Annotated in this window: 10 protein-coding genes; 2 read left to right on the top strand and 8 right to left on the bottom strand. The window is 56.9% G+C overall.

The genetic code is table 11. From position 1 onward, the window contains the following. The first annotated feature begins 437 nt into the window (after positions 1 to 437). Both G9C89_RS20340 and G9C89_RS20335 read left to right on the top strand, forming a co-directional pair. Complete coding sequence (locus G9C89_RS20340) at positions 438 to 1337, top strand: HamA C-terminal domain-containing protein (protein WP_172151550.1); 900 nt, start codon at positions 438 to 440, stop codon at positions 1335 to 1337. Next, a complete protein-coding gene (locus G9C89_RS20335; RefSeq protein WP_172151548.1) occupies positions 1334 to 3880 on the top strand; it encodes a DEAD/DEAH box helicase in 2547 nt (848 codons plus the stop codon). The genes G9C89_RS20340 and G9C89_RS20335 overlap by 4 nt, the downstream gene beginning before the upstream one ends. 316 nt (positions 3881 to 4196) lie before the next feature. On the opposite strand, the gene G9C89_RS20330 is transcribed toward G9C89_RS20335, so the two are convergent. From G9C89_RS20330 to G9C89_RS20295, 8 genes are all read right to left on the bottom strand, one after another. After that, the gene (locus tag G9C89_RS20330) at positions 4197 to 8579 is read right to left on the bottom strand and encodes an NACHT domain-containing protein (RefSeq protein ID WP_172151546.1); all 4383 of its coding nucleotides are present in this window, start codon (positions 8577 to 8579) and stop codon (positions 4197 to 4199) included. A 1400-nt stretch (positions 8580 to 9979) separates the two neighbouring features. Next, positions 9980 to 11002 carry a 4-hydroxy-2-oxovalerate aldolase gene (dmpG, locus tag G9C89_RS20325; protein ID WP_172151544.1) on the bottom strand — a complete coding sequence of 341 codons (1023 nt, stop codon included), beginning with the start codon at positions 11000 to 11002 and terminating at the stop codon, positions 9980 to 9982. Between the two features lie 11 nt (positions 11003 to 11013). Continuing rightward, positions 11014 to 11973, bottom strand: coding sequence for an acetaldehyde dehydrogenase (acetylating) (locus G9C89_RS20320; protein ID WP_172151542.1), 960 nt, complete (start codon positions 11971 to 11973; stop codon positions 11014 to 11016). Between the two features lie 70 nt (positions 11974 to 12043). Further along, complete coding sequence (locus G9C89_RS20315) at positions 12044 to 12844, bottom strand: 2-keto-4-pentenoate hydratase (RefSeq protein ID WP_172151540.1); 801 nt, start codon at positions 12842 to 12844, stop codon at positions 12044 to 12046. Then, a complete protein-coding gene (mhpA, locus tag G9C89_RS20310; protein ID WP_172151529.1) occupies positions 12841 to 14565 on the bottom strand; it encodes a bifunctional 3-(3-hydroxy-phenyl)propionate/3-hydroxycinnamic acid hydroxylase MhpA in 1725 nt (574 codons plus the stop codon). The genes G9C89_RS20315 and mhpA overlap by 4 nt, the downstream gene beginning before the upstream one ends. 11 nt (positions 14566 to 14576) lie before the next feature. After that, complete coding sequence (locus tag G9C89_RS20305; RefSeq protein ID WP_172151527.1) at positions 14577 to 15575, bottom strand: VOC family protein; 999 nt, start codon at positions 15573 to 15575, stop codon at positions 14577 to 14579. 26 nt (positions 15576 to 15601) lie between these two features. Next, positions 15602 to 16471: an alpha/beta fold hydrolase gene (locus G9C89_RS20300; RefSeq protein ID WP_172151525.1), complete on the bottom strand. Its 870-nt coding sequence runs from the start codon at positions 16469 to 16471 to the stop codon at positions 15602 to 15604. A gap of 530 nt (positions 16472 to 17001) precedes the next feature. Beyond that, positions 17002 to 17643, bottom strand: a complete 642-nt coding sequence (locus tag G9C89_RS20295) for a TetR/AcrR family transcriptional regulator (protein WP_256674336.1) — start codon at positions 17641 to 17643, stop codon at positions 17002 to 17004. Between the last annotated feature and the right edge of the window lie 302 nt (positions 17644 to 17945).

Raw genomic sequence — 17945 nt, 5'->3', positions numbered from 1 at the left:
GGTCTGCTTGCGCTTGCCTGCGTACTCGGCGTCGGCGAAGGTCATCTGCTTCATCGGAAAACTCAGCGGGTGGAATCCGGGTATTTTGCCAAAATCAGGAAGTCTTCTTCAGAGTTTCCCTAAATGGTCAGTGGCGTCAGGCAGAAAGCGGCTAGGAGCGGACGGTCAGCAACATCAATATCGTGGTCCCGATTGTCCCCGATTGTTCTGTGTTCAATCTGGAGAGAGTCAGGCCCGGACCTCCTGGCGAGGATATCAGCAGGCCCTACATGATGTTCACGGAAAATTAAACGAGCTCTGCACAGTTAACCGGAACGCTTGCCGCGCCCTCGAAAGGTTGGATAATTCGGTAGGACAATGGCATCCTGCCATCAAGCCTGAGCGCTGTGTCGTCAGAATGCGCATCAAAGTCTATTTTATGGATGTGAGCAATCGAAATGGATTTGAGTCTCGAAAATAATGATTTCCTAAATGGGTTCGACCATCTAGGGAATCACAAGATTAGCAAAAATAGCATTGATATTTTCTCACTAAAAATTAACGCTAACGAGTTTAATTATTCCACGCTACAAGACAGTTTGATTGATCCGCTCATAAATTACTCTTTGTCAAGGAAGGTAAGAGCTGAATATCAAGGAAAACCTGCAGCTCTATCCCGTAAGGCTAGAGAGAAATTCTTAGATTACATAAGAAACAAGGGCGAACTAGGAGAGTTGATGCTCTACTGTTTTTTAGAATCGCACTTGAAAGCGCCTAAAATATTATCAAAATTAGAGCTCAAGACATCTACCAGTCACTATGTTAATGGTGCTGACGGGGTGCATTTCGTAAAGCTCCCCGGTGGGGATTATCAGATAATATTTGGTGAGTCAAAAACAGAAGTAGAGCTCACTACAGCGCTAAGCCATGCATTTAAATCTATATTTGAATTCAAAAACGAAATAAACTCAGCGGGCTCGAAAAAAAGTGGCTTGCCCTATGAGAAAGGATTGATTAGTGACCATTTGGAGAAGGAAACATTTAGTAATGAGGAAAAAGAGTTTATCAAAAGCATAATATACCCAAAAAGAGAAAATTCTTTTGAAGTGGACGATGCGTTTGGGATTTTTATAGCATACGAAATAACTATCGACGAGGACGACAAAAGACTCTCAAACTCCGAATTTAGACAAAAGTTGCAATCCCAAATAAAAGAAGAAATCTCAAACCGCCTGCAGCATATCGAAAAAAAGATTGATGAATACAAGCTTGTTGGGCATGAATTTTATATTTATATAGTTCCATTTACGGAATTAACAAAAAAAAGGAGCGAAATTCAAAAGGAGATCACAAAGTGAAGTTATTTGAAGAGCTTTCGCGACAAGCGCTGCAGGACGATTATTTCACTGAGCTACTAGTAAAGCTAGAGGTGCTATCAGCGCATAAGTTTTTCCAGCTTTCTAATAAATTACTACAACCAAAAGAATTAACCGACGCATTGCGATTCGCAGATATTCTTTCTCGCTCCGAGAACCCTGATGCGAAAAATAAAGCCTATAAAATAGTAAGCCTGTTGTCAGAAACTCATCAACAAGACCAAACATACTTAAGCTTTGCTACGCCAATTCTGGTGCGGCTGGGGAATTTCCCAGCGTTAAAATTCCTTGAAGACAACCTGGATCAAGAAGTGATTACACCACGAGAGGTGGTGTTTGAAAAAATCATTAAGGAAACTTTTCATGCCATCCCAAATAGCGAGCACACTTTTACTGACTCTCAGTATGAGATATATGAGAATTTAAAAAGAAATAACCATTACAGCTTCTCAGGTCCTACCTCAATAGGGAAATCGTTTATAATTAAAGCATTCATACATCACTTAATCTCAGAGCACAAGGGCACAGACAATATTGCACTTCTCGTTCCAACCAGAGCCCTCATAAATCAAGCTGCCAACCAAATAAAAACTGAATTTTCACAGTATCAACAGTATAAAGTACTAACTCATCCAATAATTCCAGGTGCATTCAGGAACGAAGCTAATAAGTTTATTTTTATTTTCACACCGGAACGCCTCATCTCCTACCTATCCGAACCAAGCAATCCGAAGATTGACTATCTATTTATAGATGAAGCACACAAGATTGTTTCTGAAAAAGATACCCGAAGCCCTCTTTACTATCACTCCGTCCTCCAGGCAGAAAGGAAGAGTGTCAAGCTTTATTTTGCATCGCCAAACATACCAAACCCTGAAATTTTTTTACGCTTATTTGAAAAAAGCTCAGACGAGTCACTTTGCATTAAAAGCTCCCCCGTTTCTCAAAATCGGTATTTTCTTGACCTGATTGATAAGAAGGGGTTGCTTCTATCTGACTCAGAAACTGAGGTAAATCTAGATATTGATTTCCAAACCTGCGATCTTAACCATTGGATAGGAAAGCTTTCCAGTGGCGAGAAAAGTATCGTTTATTGCAACTCTAAGTCTGATACGATCGAATTAGCGCTAGAATTCTCCAAAACCTTAGCACTTAAGAGTGTTCCTGAGGTGAATGAGGTTATTGCTCTTATCGAACAACATCTTCATAAAAAATATTATCTAATCGACTGCCTCAAAAAGGGTGTGGCCTTCCATTTCGGTAACTTACCGCAGCGCATAAGAGAAAAAGTTGAGTGGCTCTTCGAGAACAGGAAGATTGATTATATTTTCTGCACATCCACACTTCTTGAAGGTGTTAATCTCCCTGCAAAAAACATATTTATTTTGAGTAACGCTATAGGGCTGACTAAATTTACTGATATTGATTTTTGGAACCTGTGTGGTCGGGCAGGAAGACTAACAAAAGAGCTCTCTGGGAATATCATTTGCACTCGAGCGAAAGATAGTAAGAATAGGTGGGACAGACCTGAAACCGATCTAAATGTTGTCAGAAAAAAACAGATAAAAAAGCTTGAGCCACAGATTATTTCTGGGAAAGGCAATTTCTTTAAAAATGTAGCGTCAGCGTTAACTGGTGACAAGTTTAGTACTCAAGCACCATCAGCGGATCAAGTTAAGATTTGGAAGCACTATGCAAACATTGCCCTGATTCATGAAATCAGAGGCGACGACTCCGTACTTCGCTCAAATATAATTCTAAAAACTGAAACCGCACAAGCAACCTTGAAGTCGAAAAGCGTATTAAACTCCGTGCCGGAAAAAATACTAGAGTCGTCATCTGGGATTAAAGCCGAATATCAAAATAATATATTTAGTGATCCTAATATAAGCAAATCAATTCTGTCTCATGAGATAACATATGAGTCGGCATTGGTCGCACTAAACTCACTTAGCGATCTATACAGATGGGATAATGAAGAGTCATCTGGCAGAACCCCGCTTTATAGATCTAAGGATACGCTAAAGTACTATGCGGTTCTCATAGCAGAATGGGCAAACACCACACCGCTCCATTTGATGATTCAAAACGCTCTTAATCATTATGAAAAAAAAGGGGAGGTTTGGGTAGTGGATAAGCTGGAGCCTTTCGACAAAAACAATAAACGCTTACTGAATATAGTCATTAACGGCTTAATATCCGATATCGATAACTTTATTAGATTCAAGATTAGAAGTTATTTTGAAAATTATAATATGCTATTAAAGGCGCGATTTGGAGAAGAAGAATCAGGTCCCAATTGGTCTGAATTTCTTGAGTACGGGACGACAGACCCTAGAATAATTGAGTTGCAAAATTATGGGATTCCCCGCCATCTTGCTCAATACTTAATTGTTAACTTTGAGGATTTAATGAATTTCACTGATAAAACCATTGTGCCTTTTGATAAGGAAGCAGTACTTTCGTGCATGGACAAAGCTGGCGATGAGTACAAAGAGCTATGCGAACTTCAGCTATACGGCTAGCCATTATTAAATTAATGCCCATGGGGACATCATCAATCGGCGCATCAATCGGAGACACGATATTGATGTTGCTGACCGACCGCTTCTGGCCGATCGGCCGAAGTCGACCAAAATCAGTCGGTCGCGACAGGCAACAACCGGCCAAAAGGCGACCTTTCTGACATTCCACCTAAGTGTCTGGTTTGCGCTTACAACCCGACCCGCGCTGTAGTAGACCTCAAGATAAGGATCGCTTTGCCGCCGCTCTGGACTATGCGGGTCTATCGGTACCCTATTTGCCAATCGCGTCCTTAGCACACTCTGATCCATTACTGGCCTATAGCCGAGGCGCTCCCGGCGGTTCGTCCGCTTCCAGCGGCCATGAGCGGTCCGTGGCAATGTCCGGATGTCTCGGCTCATTGGTAACCCGACCGTGGACGTCCCGATATTCTTCGATCTCAATCAGACATTGCTCGGCTAATAGTGCACGCGCATCGTTCGCCGGAAGCATTGAGAACAACTGAGCGCGCAGTTCCGTCAGTGGGAGCCCAAACTCCTCGAAAGCGCCGGCCCATTCCCTTGATGGCTTTCTACCGAGAGCCAGATTCCGTATCACGTTCTTCATGCCGCGAAAGGGATGCGTCGCGTCGACATACACATCAAACAGCGCCATGAAGACCTCCTCGTCGGGTATATCGTCCATAGCCATCTCGAAAACCCGGCGGATGTCACCAGCCGGCAGGGCACGATAACGGTTGATCATGGCTGCGCGAACATTGGGAAACTTGCAAGCTAATGCGGTCAATGCGGCCGACAGCCGAAAACCATCTCCAACCGGAATTTGGCCCATACAAAGATGATTGATTACCGACAACGCCGAGGCTTCTGTATCCAGCTTAAGCATCGCATTCATCCATTCGAACTCCCGCAGAAACGCAGGGTCTATGGCGAGCCGTTCCAGCGTGATAAGGGCAGAGTCAGCGGGTCCTTGTGGCACTGTCTGGAGCAGGCGCCGCAATGCATGCGGCCGGCGGTGCAGATCCGGTAACAGTGCAATAGCGTCGTGCACACTTTCTGGATCATCAGAAAAGGGGAACAGATCGATCCAGCCCATCAGCTCGCCGCGATTCTCTTCGAGACGCCAGGTTTGCGTTTGAGCCGCGGAGAGCAAGTCTTGCACCCCCGCCATCAGTAGTGCGGCGGGGATGATCTCGCCTGCGCGGGCAGCGGAAGCGAGCAATCGGTGTTTGTGGGTTATCGGCTGACGCAGCGCGAGTAGAGTGTCGATCTCGCGTCGTTTGTCTCCATGCGGAAGGGAAAGACCGGTTGCGGCAAGCATCAGAGCGTGCTGCTGTTCAGCGTCGGACTTCGCCGCGTCACCAAGAGTGCGAACCACGGCGAAGATCGCTTCGGCAAAATCCGACGTCGGCGGTGATCCCGCAGCGCGCTCTACCCTGCGCGCTAGATGGTTTGAATAATCGGTCCAGCTGGCGAAAATGCGTTTTTCTTGGGGGGAGTGATCAGCCGACCAGATTTCGAGCAAGGCTCCCGCCGCGTCTTTGCCCCAGCGGAGATCGCCAAGGCCGCGGGTAAGGACGGCGACTGCAGGTGCATCATGCATGTCCTTGAGGGCGCGGGCATATATCAGGGTGTAGCCCACCTCGTTGGATGCTCCTTGGCCACCCCCCGTGAGGCGCGCAGCGCGTGCAGCGTCGTAGTCCGCCAAGTCTCGCTCAAGAAGCGCGAACAAGGGCTCTGCCAATGCTGCGTCGGCCAACCTTCCCCCTGCACGCGCCACTTCAGAAGCGGCCTGCCGTGCCGGATGCTGCACAGTGCTCAAGGTATCCATCCAGGCTTGGACGACGTCACGCAAACCGGGGCGGTGTACGGCGTCGAACGGCGGCTTGGAATCACCGTTGTTGCTGCCGTGTCGGGCGAGTACATCAGCCAGTAAGCCGATGCGTCGAGGATCGCTGCTCTGTGCGTTGGCGATCAAGACTGGCACGAAAGCGTCCTGTCGCGTCGCTGATAGCGCATTCACTAGACGATAATGCGCGTCCGACAGCTGTTTGTCATAGTGACCGAGCGCCTGTAGTTGGCTGTCTATCGCAAACAGCTGGTTGAAGAGCGCTGCGACGGTCACCGGTCCGATCACTGCCGCCGCCGCATTTAGACGGCGCTCCGACGTGGATGGGTCGAGCGCGTTCTCGGCCACCGGTCCGCTGTCTAGCAGCGGGGCCACTTTGAGATAGTCGCCGACGCGATACGGAAGCGGTAAGTCGGCTGCGATTCGGGCGACAAGTCCCGCAGCAACGGCTTCTGGGTATTCTGTGTACGCATGCACGAGGTTCATGTCCTTGGATTCAAACTCGGCTGTGCTGAGCAGCTGTGTGATACGGGTCTCGGCATCGGCAGGCTTCTCATCCACGATCAGACCAAGCAAACGCACCGGCTGGGTTTCTGCGCAGCGCGCCGCTTCGCGCTCTGTGGCAAGGCGGGCATCGAGCTGCGCGTCCGTAAGGTGATCTATATAGTTCCTTTCTGCCAGTGCTTTCCATACAGCGTCCGGCGCCGCTTTCATGATCTGGTTCACATGCCGATCACCGCGGCGAAACCCCAGCGATACCACAACGGCAACCACGACCTCAGGGTCAGGGTCGGTGGCGGCCAGCATCGCGGCAAGTTCCATCCCATCAAAGCCGCTGTTGCTGGCGATCTCGGACAGGGCGAGTTTTCGTTGGGGCGCGGGCAGCGCACGCAAACGGGCTTCGCGATCAGCCCCGAGAACCCCCGGATGAAAGCGATCAACCGCCCGGAACGTCACGAACTGAATCTGATCATCAGCATTTGACGCGAGTGGCCAGATGTACTCCGAGAACTCTGACTTGCCGGAAGTGACCATGAAACGCACTGCGCGGTCGAACACTCCGGGTGTGTGCCAGCGCCCGATGAAGCGCAGGACACGATTGCGCAGGCGCTGCCATACGGCGTCAGCGGCCCTGTCGAGCATTGCTGCGGCCAAAAGTGGATCAATGCCAAGCGTCTCGTCGACGGCGACCGCCACAGCGTGCTCGCCATCTGCGCCTGCGCGCGAAAGCCTATCGCACGCGAACAGAATCGACTCCTCCCAGTACGATCGGTCGAGCACGTCTTCGCGGAGCCTTCTACGCGCGTCGGTATCGCCCGCGGCCGTCTTCATCATGAGGTCTTCGACTTCCGCAGCCGCGTACCACTCCTGGAACAGCTGGTGCTGAAAGCTGATTGCGCCATTGGCACCGGCCATACGCGCCAATAAGTGCGCGTCGACCAAGCTGTCGATGATGTTACGGGGGCTAGGTGGGGGCCCGATCTGGCCGTCTTCGAAAAGCCGCCGCAAGATCATCGAAATGGTGCGATTGGCATTTGCGTCCGAAATAACTGTGCTAACGCTTCGGTTTGCTTCTACGGCGAGGCCCGTTAGAAAGGTCGTGTGGTGACCGAGCGTGTCCCGGTGCAATCGTTCGACTTTGTCCGGCGCGGTCTCGTTGTGCTGTACAAATATGCCCAGCACCGCTTCCTTGGTTTCGGGAAACGCGACGCCGTGCGGCAGGATCAACAAGGCGTTCAAGTAGAGAGGGTTGCCGACTAGCTCACGTACGCCGCCCGTCCGCCATGCCCGGTCGACGAGTTCTTCGCCTTCCTGGCCACGTACCGCCAGCGCAAGCTCCATCTGCTGATCGTGCGAAAGCGCTTCGATCGTGACGACCGGGCCAACGGTCGGTAGGGTCTGGCGCCGGGAACTGATCACGACGCCAAGTTGCGGATAATCGCGCTGCAGGGCGGTGAGGTCGTTCGTCGCACGCAGCCGCGATTCGGGAGTCAGCTCGTTCCAGCCATCGAGCAGAAGCGCGAGCTGCCCGTGGTAAGCCAGCACCATCAAGTGCTGCCGCCTAAAGGCGGCGAAGGCGTTGCGGCGCAAGATAAAATCGAAAAAATCTTCTTGCCGGTCGGACCATTCTCCCAACGGCACCAGAAGTGGGATCGGGCCGTCTTGCGCCCCCATGCATTCTGCAAGCTGCACAAGCGTGGTCGATTTGCCGGTGCCACCTGAAGCGACCACGGCGACCGGCTCGGCAAGGGCTGTTAGTCCCGCCACGCTTTCAAGCGTCACGTAACGGGCGGTGCTCCCTTCAAGTCTAAGTGTCCGCGCGATGGTCCGCGCGGGTCGACCTAGCGCCGCGCGAAATGCCTCAATGTCCGTTTGAGTCGCTGCGCGAAGCCGCGCCCCGGCGGCATCGACCGCGTCTGCGCTCGGAAGATCGAGCCCACGAAGAAATTCTTCGTCTGCAGCGTCCAGCGTGGCAGAAGGTTTCACCAGACCGAGAGGCCGACCACCTGCGATGGCATCGAGGGCGCGCTGGATCGCATCCGTCTTCCACTGATGCAGCAACGCGACCGTGTAGCGAGTCTCGTCGGAATCGATGAGCTTCGAGCAGCTTTGGCACAACCATATCCCGTTTGCTCCGCTGCTGCGTTCGGCCGGGCTCATGTTCCGGTCGTAGCGTTTGCCCCCTGCGGCGGCAGCAGCAATGTGCGCGCCGACACCGATGTTGACGCTACGCTCCTCCTCAAGCGCAGGGCCGGAGGTCGAGCCCACGCAGGATGGGTTCGAACAGTGATACCCCACGCGCGCGGCAAGGGTACGAATGGTTTTGGCCGAAAAGTCGTTGCGCACGGACATTCGAGATTAGGGCACCAGATTTTCCATATCGGCCAAGAGTAACACTCGGTCGATCGCCTTGGGATTGTAGCGCGAGCTTGTGTGAGCCGGCTGCTTCCGCAATCAACGACGGAATGTCTGCTCATGGTGCGAAGCGGGCGCTTGGCAGGGACATCTCGAACGTCGCCTATGGGTCGTTATGCAAAGTTCTCGATTATGGAAAGTAGCCGTCGTGATGGTTGTCAGGGGTGGGCCGCAAGCGGCTTGATCGCTGCTGACGCGGCGGCAAGCTCGACATAATTTCGCGGGTCTCCTGAAGCCTCCGGTGTCAATCTTCGCCGCACCACGTCGATGCACCTGTTGCAGGCCGGTGCGCGCTCTGGCTGGGCCACGAGAGTCCGGTGACGCCCCATTAGGGTGTCGGGGCCGATCTCGCCATGAAGGAAAGGGCGCGGGGCTGGCCAGACTCCACGAACCGGACGCCAAGACCCCGCGCAACCGGGATCCCGACACCCTGATCGCCTTCATGAAGACGCTGTGATTATGAAAATGCCGCAGCGTACGCTTGCCGCTGCTCACCGGTGGTTGACGCCCGCGGGAAACCGATACTTTCCATAATCGAGGACTTTGCATAATGGCCGTTTTCTGCCCGTCACAACTGGCTGATAGCAACCAATATTTCTCACCCAGCATCGAGCAGATCATACTTCCCTGATGGGGGGGCTTAGGGCAAAGGCGGGGCCGTCTCAGGCCGCTTTAGGCTCGGCAGGTCATGCGACTCCCCCGGTTTGTGCCCTGCAGCGCGGTATGCGGTGAATACGAAAGGGGTTCGAATCCCTTGCTCAGTTTTATCTCCAGCGCAGCGGTCATGGGTGCTGGCTAGTTTCAGAAATCTTCTTAACACCACGTCTGGGTTGCCAGTCCGGTGTGTCATGAATTGGACAGACTTTCGTGTAAAAAATAGCTTATTCCGGGAATAATCCTGATTTTTTCTGCTTGATTTTTGCTAAAGCAAGAATAAATTAGTTCTTATGACATTGAAATATAACTAAATTTTAGTTAGATCGGTCCAATCCATCATCGGCGCGACGCTGAATTTTCTGCTGATAAGGTTTTGATTTGAATGATTTTTAATCAATTTTACAACCGCTATTTGCTGTGTCTTGGTGCGCTTGTATACATGAGGCGCGCACGGTTGGCATGAAGGGTACATGCGAGAGGCATTATACAGGTGCATCGTACTGCACTCCGATTGCACGTCTGCTCAGGTTGAAAGCCGCATGTCATGGCCACCATGCTTTTGTAATGTCTTTCAGCTTGTCGAATCCTGATGCCACGGCCCGCTAATGCATCAAGCGGGCAAAGCTCTCCATCGTGGCATCAAGGCGTGGCGTCCGTGCCAGCGAGTCGATGAACGAAGATCAGCGTTGCGCCAGTAGATCCAATGCCACGTCGACGATCATGTCTTCCTGGCCGCCGACCATGCGCCGCTTGCCCAGCTCGACGAGGATATCCAGGGTCTTCAATCCGTACTTGGCCGCCGCCGCCTCGGAATGCCGCAGGAAGCTGGAGTAGACCCCGGCATAGCCCAGCGCCAGGGTTTCGCGGTCGACCCGCACGGGTCGGTCCTGCAGCGGGCGGACGATATCGTCGGCCGCATCCATCAGGCGGTAGAGGTCGGTGCCGTGGTTCCAGCCCAGGCGCTCGGCGGCGGCGATAAAGACTTCCAGTGGCGCGTTGCCGGCCCCGGCACCCATGCCCGCCAGGCTGGCGTCGACACGGTCGCAGCCTTCCTCGACGGCGGTGATGGAGTTGGCCACGCCGAGCGAGAGGTTGTGGTGGGCGTGCATGCCGGTCTGGGTCTCGGGGTTGAGCACAGCCTTGAAGGCGCGCATGCGCTCGCGGATGTCCTGCATGTTCATCGCGCCGCCGGAGTCGGCCATGTAGATGCATTGGGCACCGTAGCTTTCCATCAGCTTGCCCTGGCGGGCCAGCTCTTCGGCCGGAATCATGTGGCTCATCATCAGAAAACCGACGGTGTCCATGCCCAGGCCGCGGGCGTAGTCGATGTGCTGGCGGGAGATGTCCGCTTCGGTGCAATGGGTGGCCACGCGCACCACGCGGGCGCCGGCATCAAAGGCGGCCTTGAGGTCATGGATGGTGCCGATGCCGGGCAGCAGCAGGGTGGCGATCTTGGCATGGCTGATGACATCGGCGGCGGCTTCGATCCACTCCAGGTCGGTGTGGGCGGCAAAGCCATAGTTGAAGCTGGAGCCTTGCAGGCCGTCGCCGTGGGCCACTTCGATGGAGTCGACCCTGGCTTTATCCAGAGCGCGGGCGATGTCCTGCACATTTTGCAGCGAGTACTGGTGGCGAATGGCGTGGCTGCCGTCACGCAGGGTGACGTCGGAGATATAGAGTTTTTTGCTCGGGTCGAAAGTCATGGCGATGCTCCTCAGCCGTTGATCACTGACGCGTTGATAAGCGACTGGGCCATGCGCTCGGCGGTGGCCAGGGCGGCAGAGGTCATGATGTCGAGGTTGCCGGCATAGGCGGGCAGGTAGTGGGCGGCGCCTTCGACTTCGAGGAACACCGAGGTCTTGAGGCCAGAGAACTTGCCCAGGCCGGGAATACTCAGCGGGGCCGACTCGGGGATGAGGTCGAACTGCACCTTCTGCTTCAGGCGATAGCCCGGCACATAGGCATGCACGGCGGCGGCCATCTCTTCGATGGACGCTTGCACCTCGCCCTGATCAGCCGCTTCGGACAACACGAACACCGTGTCGCGCATCATCAATGGCGGTTCGGCCGGATTCAGGACGATGATCGCCTTGCCTTTGCCGGCACCGCCGACCGCTTCGATGGCCTTGGAGGTGGTTTCGGTGAACTCGTCGATATTGGCGCGGGTACCGGGGCCGGCCGACTTGCTGCTGATGGAGGCGACGATTTCGGCGTAATGCACCTTGGCGACGCGCGACACCGCCGCCACCATCGGGATGGTGGCCTGGCCGCCACAGGTGACCATGTTGACGTTGAGCTGGTCGAGGTGGGCATCCAGGTTGACCACGGGTACGCAATAGGGGCCGATAGCCGCCGGGGTCAGATCGATCATGCGGATAGCGGGCTTCAGCTGACGCAGGAAGGCATCGTTGCTCACATGGGCGGTGGCCGAGGTGGCGTCGAAGACGAAGTCGATTTCATCGAACACCGGCAAGCGGGCCAGGCCTTCCACGCCTTCGTGGGTGGTGGCCACGCCGAGGCGGGCGGCGCGGGCCAGGCCATCGGAGGCCGGGTCGATACCGACCATGGCCCCCATCTCAAGGTACTTGGCGTTGCGCATGATCTTGATCATCAGGTCGGTGCCGATATTGCCAGAGCCGATGATGGCGACTTTCAGTTTGTGGTGACTGCTCATGCAGTGGGTCTCCTTGGGTGCCATGGCCGCGCCAGGGCACCGATCAATCATGGGTGCGGTTGCTGAGGGCTCAGACGAAGCGGCAGCTGACTTCGCCCAAGCGAGTCAGGCGCAGGTGCAGGCGGTCGCCGGCCACCACCGGGGTCATCGGCCCCAGTGCCCCGGACAGCAGCACATCACCGGCCAGCAGCGGCCGATCGGCCGCTGCCATGGTGCGGGCCAGCCACAGACAGGCATCCAGCGGGTGACCCAGGCAGGCAGCACCGACGCCGATCGAGGCCTGGGCGCCGTTCTTCTCCAGCAACATGCCTTCCAGGCGCAGGTCCAGTGCCGACAGCTTGGTTGGCTGCTTGCCCAGCACATAGAGCGCCGAGGAGGCGTTGTCAGCGACGGTATCGGCCAGGCTGATCCTCCAGTCGGCAATGGCCGAGTCGACGATCTCCAGGGCCGGTACGACATACTCGATGGCGCTGATCAGCTCGGCCAGGGTGGTGTCCTCGCGCAGCAGGGCGCGACCGAGGACGAAGGCGATTTCACCCTCGGCCTTGGGCTGGATCAGGCGGCGGCAGTCGATCTCGTCGCCATCGAGGATTTCCATATCGGCGAACAGCATGCCGAAGTCCGGCTGGTCGACCCCCAGTTGCTGTTGCACCGCCGTCGAGGTCAGGCCGACTTTACGTCCGACCAGACGGCGGCCCTGGCTTAGCGCCACGCGGGTATTGATCTCCTGCACGGCGTAGGCGTCGGCCAGGGTGGCGATGCCGTAGGGCGTGGCAAGCGGTGCGATCGGCGCTTTGCTGGCGCGTGCGCGGCGCAGCGCCATGGCGGCGGCTTCAATTTGCTCCAGGCTGGCGGTGGGCTGCTGGTTCATGAGGCCACCCGTTGGCTGTTGGCTGTCTGCAGGCCGAGCTGCTCGAGCAGGTAGTGGATTGCCGGCTGCACCGCACCGGGTTTGGCCATGGCAAAGACGAAGCGGTCGGGACGCACGATGGCCACCGTACCCACCGGGTAGCCGGCTTCCTTGAAGCGGCGGATGCATTCGCCGGTCATGTCTTCCCATTCGTCGACACCCTGCGGCGGGCAGGCCGAGACCTTGCCTTGCGGCCTGCCGCCGGCCGGGTAGAACGTCAGGTAGCGGGTATCCAGCCGCGCCAGTTGCTGCAGGTCGGCGTCCGCCAGCGACTGCCGCGGGTCGACCCCGTAGCCGATCAGCGCATAGCCTTGGCCGAGGGCTTCATCCATCAGCAGCGGACGGCTTTCACGGTCCACCAGTTGCGGTTGTGGCAGTTGCTCGCCCTCCAATCCTGCGCGGCGCTGGCGCGGCAGGCCGAAGTAGGCACCACTCTCGTAGCGCGGCCGCGGCTTGAACTTGGCCTCGCTGAGAAACTCGCGCAGTCCAGGGGTTCGGCGTGCCGTGCGCGTGGCGACATTGCGCAGCGAGCACAGCAGCGGGTTGGCGGTGGAGACGAAGTTCTTCATGTGGATCGACAGGTCGATCATCGCCTGGGCATGGGGCCGGCGTTCGCTCTGGTAGCTGTCCAGCAGGCTGTCGCAGGCCTGGCCACGCAGCACGGCGTCGAGTTTCCACGCCAGGTTGTAGGCATCGCGCACGCCGGCGTTCATGCCCTGGCCGACGAACTGCGGGGTCATATGCGCGGCGTCGCCGGCGAGGAACACCCGGCCGTCGCGCCAAGTCTCGGCCACCAGGGCGTTGAAGGTGTAGACCAGGCTGCGCAGGATCTCGATCTTGCTCACATCCACATACTTGCTCAGGTAGGCGCGCACGGTCTGCGGGTCCTCCATGTGCTCCTTGGTCTGGCCGGGCATCAGCATGAACTCGAAACGGTGATGGCCGTACGGCTGGCGGCAGCTGACGGTCGGGCACTCGGGGTCGCAGATGAAACTGAAGTAGGGCAGGTGGCGCAGGCAGTCCTCGCCTTCCTTCTGCTTGATGTCGACCACTATCCAGGGGTTGGGGAAGCTCCTGCCGGTCATCTTGATGCCCGTCTGCGCGCGCACGGCGCTGCGACCACCGTCGCAGGCGACGAAATAGCGTGCGCACAGGGCTTCCTCGCCTTCCTGCGGCGCAGGCGTTTCGCCAAGTACCGGTGCCTGCTTGCTGTACTGCGCGCCCTGGCTCTCGATGTGCATCACGGTGACGCCGTCGGCATCCTGGATAAAGCGGGTGAATTCACGCCCACGGCGCACGCTGACCTGCGGGTAGCGGGCCAGCCCGTCAGCCAAGGTGGTTTCCATTAGCGGCTGATAGAGCAGGTTGTTGGCCGGCCAGCCATAGGGGCGGGCAGTCTGGATCAGTTGGTGCAGCACCTCGCCATTGGGCAGGAGCCACTGGAAGGTGGCATTGAGCAGCATGTCCTTGGTCAGTTCCTCGGCCATGCCGGCGGCCTGGAAGATGCGCAGGCATTCGTCGTCGGTATAGACCGCGCGGGCATTGCCGTAGAACTGCGGTTCGCGTTCGAGCACCACGACCGACAGGCCGCGCTTGCCGAGCAGGTGGGCGAGGGTCAGGCCGGTTGGGCCCAGGCCCGAAATGACGACGTCGACTTGTGGAGCAATCTTTTTATTGTTCATCTGCAGCACCCTTAGTGTTTGGGGTCGAATGGGGTGTATTCGCGGCGGATCAGTGAGCGGATGGCCCGTGCTGCCTGGCGCAGTTCATCGCCAAGGTTGTGCTCGAGTGGTTTGTGGCCCCAGGTGCTGATGCCCTGGTGCAGGGTGGGTTGCCAGTTTTCTTCGTCCACCGCGATAGGGGCCCAGCCGTACTCGATCTCGAAGCCGGACGGGCTCTCGACGTAGAACGACAGTTCGCGGTCGTTGGTGTGCTGGCCGACGCCCATCATGATCCGGTAGCCGAGCTGTCGGCAGCGCTGATAGGCCGCGGTCATGTCCTCCAGCGTTGCGCACTGGATGTTCATGTGCTGGATGCGCGTGCGGATCGGGTCCATGCGCCGGCCGCGGGTGCAGGCCACGGCCACCGAATGGTGGCGCTCGTTCAGGCGCAGGAAGCGGATGTCCAGCATCAGGCCGCTCATTCTCTGCTCGATGTCGTCGCTCACCCGGGCATCGAGGATCTCCTGCCAGAAGCCCAACATCGCCTCCGGTCGGCGCGAGGTGATCGCCACATGGCCCATGCCGGCGCTGTCGGTGACGTAGCCGCTGGCCAGCATCGAAAGTGGCGCATCGCTCAAAATCGGGGTGACATAGAACTCGATCGGCAGGCCCTTGGGGCCGATGCAGCGCCAGTACTGCTCGACGCCGCGCAGGGCGGCGCCTCGCGCCTCGCCGGCCTCGACCTCCACGCCTTTCTGCTGCAGGCGCTGCAGTATGATTTCCAGGCTGGCTTGATCCTCGATCTCATAACCCAGCGCCGCCACGTCCTCAAGTGGACCACGGCTGATCACCAGACGCCGCGCATGCTGATCGAGGCGGCCGATCAGGGTGTCGCCTTGCATTTGCACGTCCATCCCCAGCGCATCGCGGGCAAAACGCAACCAGTCTTCCAGCTTTAGCGACTCGACCAGCGCATAGCCCATGCGGGCCTTGCCGAAGAGGTCGGTACGCGTTTTGTTTGCTTTTGTCATGGTTCATCGGCTCCTGACGTCGAGGGTTAGTGGTGGGTGCGGGTTGTCAGGTAACTGCTGACCACGGCGTTGAATTCCTCGGCGCGCTCCCACTGCACCCAGTGGCCGGTCTTGCAGAACAGGTAGAGGTCGCAGTTGGGCAGCAGCTTCTGCAGGGTCGACCCGCCGCTCGGGCGGTTGACCTTGTCGGCGGTGCCCCACAGCACCAGGGTCGGTACCTGGCAACTGGCCAGGCGCGGGTCGCGGGTGAAGTCCATGCGCAGCGCCGCCTTCAGGCTGTTGGGGCCGCGCAGGGGCGGAGCGGCAAGCACTTGTGGGTCGATGCTGGAGCGGTAGCGTTCCTCGATCATGGCGTCGGAGACCTGGCTGCCGTCGTACACCAGGTACTCGCGGATGAAGCGGGTGAGCTTCTCCCGCGACGGGCCGCTGCCCTTGTAGTAGTTCAGCAATGCCTTCAGGCCGGGTGTCGGCAGGCCGCGGGTGGTGCCGACTCCGCCCGGGCCCATCAGCACCAGGGCCGACACGCGGCCCGGTGCTTCCAGTGCCATGCGCAGGGCGCAGGCGCCGCCGAGGGAGTTACCGACCACATGCGCCGACTTGATCTTGAGTGCATCGAGCAGACCGAGCATCGATTGCGCCAGGTCGCCGAAGGGGTCGCTGCGCTCCACACCCTTGGTGGATTGGCCGTAACCCGGCATGTCGGCCACCACTACGCGAAAGTGCTGAGCCAGGGCCTCGATATTGCGCGAGTAGTTGGACAGTCCAGAAGCACCGGCGCCGCCCCCGTGCAGCATGAGGATCGGATAGCCCTCACCGAGTTCGCTGATGAAAATCTGGCGTTTGCCGGCTGTGACGGTGCGGGAGGTCATTCCAGGGATGGCGTCGTTATTGTTCATGTAGCGCTCCTGTATGGCTGGAGTGAGTTGGGTTGCAGCGCTTGCCTGATTTCGATGCTACATGTGATCAAAATTGAACACAAGTGTCTAATGTGCGAGCGAAACTTTTCTGACCCAGCTGCTCGTCGGTGGGCACTCGCTCAGTTGTTTGTGGTGGTCGCCTGCCGCGATAGGCAGCGGATAAAAAAACCGCCCCGAAGGGCGGCAAAAGTCTCAGGCTTGCGGCCTTTGACGGAGTAGTCGCTTACATTTTCAACGGTCTGCTAGTGCTCGGTGTTGCGACTGCCAGACAGCCTGATCACCTGGCGCGGCTCAAGCGAGCGGCGCGCCGGCGGCGACCTGAGTCGTTTCAGGCAGTTTTCAGTGGCTGCACAAGCGCAGGGGCATGACGCCATGACCGCTTACTGTCGCCGAGAGGGCGTTGGACGGGGAGGCAGGGTTTTTCATTATTGTTCTCATGCACTGTTTTCAGGGAAAGAGGGCGTGGCCCTCTTTCAAGGCGCCAGCGCTTGCTGCCGTTTACAGGTGGTTCAGTCGGCGTCTGGTAGCGCCGGAAGTTCCTTCGTCGCAAAAGCGCGGGCTGCTTCGGGTGCAACACCCAGCGCAATCAGAATCAGTTCGGCGGTGTCCGAGCCGGCGTCTCGCCAGGTTCTGTGGCCGGCCAACACCTGTAGGATGGCGCTGAGTACACTGCCGCCGATCATGCTGATCACGCTGGGCAACTGTTCCTGGCGGAAGCTATAGCGCTGCGACTTGAGGCCGCTCAGTACATCCTCAAGGGGCGGGCCGTTCCACATCTCTTGCAGTGCGGCATTGCTCGCTGCGTAACGGGCAATGAAACTGCCCCAGTAAGGTTCTTCATGGGCGCGGCGCAGGTAGAAACGGATACCGTTGGCCAGGCGCTGCGCCGGATCCATTTCCGGATCGGCGCTTTTGGCCACCCGCCTATTCATCTCGCCACTCAGGTGGGTGGCAACATCCTCGAACAACGACTCGATCGAGCTGAGGTTGTTGTAGATCGTGCCGCGAGCTACGCCGGCAACCTGCGCCAACTCGCGGACGTTCACCTCACCGATGTTTTTCTCGGCGAACAGGCGGATTGCTGCTTCGTGAATGCGTTTCTGGACTGGGCTCATGGGGCACACGGGCTCCGATAAAATTGATGATGCCATTGAACACTTCGGTTCAATATAAATCAATAGAGTCTATTTTTTTGAGCGATTTTTAAGGCACTTTGGCCGGTTGTGCCACGCGCATCCCTGTCTGACTAGCCAATGGGGGCGGCAGATGACCGACCGACTGACGTGCCTGCGGTAACGCCTCAGGCGTGTGCTTGATGATTCGCGCCAAGTATGCGGGTGAACTGCAGCTTGCCGACGACAGGGACAACTGCAGAAGAGCTGGCAGGCGTCTAAAACAGCTGACTGTTTCAGGTGACAAGAACCGTTGCGGGCTGAAATAAAAAGGCCGCCAA

The sequence above is a fragment of the Pseudomonas tumuqii genome (assembly GCF_013184545.1).
In the GTDB taxonomy this organism is placed as follows: Bacteria; Pseudomonadota; Gammaproteobacteria; order Pseudomonadales; family Pseudomonadaceae; genus Aquipseudomonas; species Aquipseudomonas tumuqii.
Note: the sequence above shows the minus strand (reverse complement) of the source record. Positions and strands in the feature narration are given on the sequence as shown.